At 70.6% G+C, this 282-nt stretch carries 1 pseudogene; it reads right to left on the reverse strand.

What is annotated here, in order from left to right:
• Positions 1-282: pseudogene (locus tag KUM49_RS38285) on the reverse strand (alkene reductase); the annotation flags it as partial.

Consider the following 282-nt stretch of genomic DNA (forward strand, 5'->3'; position numbering starts at 1 on the left):
CCGACGGCCTGGGCGATGGCCGTGACGACGTCGACGACGAAGCGGGCGCGGTTGTGCGGCGAGCCGCCGTATTCATCGGTGCGCTGGTTGGCCGCCGGGGAGAGGAACTGGTGGAGCAGGTAGCCGTTGGCGCCGTGGATTTCCACGCCGTCCGCTCCCGCCTCGATGGCCCGGCGGGCGGCGGTGACGAAGTCCTCCAGGGCTGCACGGATCTCTGCGGTGGTCATCGCTTCCGGTACGGGGTAGGGCTGCTCGCCCTTCTCGGTGAACGTCTCGCCGGTC

Source organism: Streptomyces sp. AC555_RSS877 (genome assembly GCF_019049245.1).
Lineage (GTDB): Bacteria > Actinomycetota > Actinomycetes > Streptomycetales > Streptomycetaceae > Streptomyces.